General features: G+C 71.2%; 1 protein-coding gene. It reads left to right on the forward strand.

The window, feature by feature from the left end; all coding sequences use genetic code 11:
• Nucleotides 1–247 precede the first annotated feature (247 nt).
• Nucleotides 248–617, forward strand: a 370-nt coding sequence (locus AC1DU6_RS34685) for a hypothetical protein (protein WP_477863052.1), incomplete at its 3' end; no start/stop codon positions are given.

The following is a 617-nucleotide window of genomic DNA, read 5'->3' on the forward strand; positions in this document are numbered from 1 at the left end:
ATCGAGGCGTCTGCGGTGTTTGCGGCGTGGCGCAAGGATGCCGAGGCGGTGCTGCGGGAAAGCTTCCTGGCCGCACGGCCAGCGAGCTGACCGGCCCCGGTGCAACTTTTCATCGCCGCCATCCCGCAATCTGTCGCACCGCAGCAGCGCCGCCGGCCCCGGCTGAGCAAGATGCAGGCTTCGTTCGACTGATCCGACAACTTTTTTCATGACCCGCTCCCGCTTTTGCGCCCGATTCGGCGCCGCCTTGCTCTCCCTCCTGCTCGCCCCGCTGACCGGCGCGCATGCTGAACCCACCCGCGGCGAATGGGCCGGCCTGATCGAGGTGGCCGGCCGCCCCTCCTTCTGGCGCCTGCGCACCGAACTCGTCGACAACCAGCCGCGCCTGGCCTACGCCATGCCTGGCGGCGGCGTGAACGCCGGTGGCGATTGGCAGCCGCTGCCCGGCGCAACGATGGGCGATGGCCGCATCGGCTTCACGTTGCCGGCTGCGATGGGCGGTGGCTCCTGCACGGCCCGGCGCGAGGGCAAGGCACTGCTCTCCGCGGCGACCGACAGCTGCCGCCTGTCGATGGTGCAGGTCGCGACGCCGCCGCAGCCCGCCATCACACCCGGCC

The organism is Roseateles sp. P5_B10 (assembly GCF_056400485.1).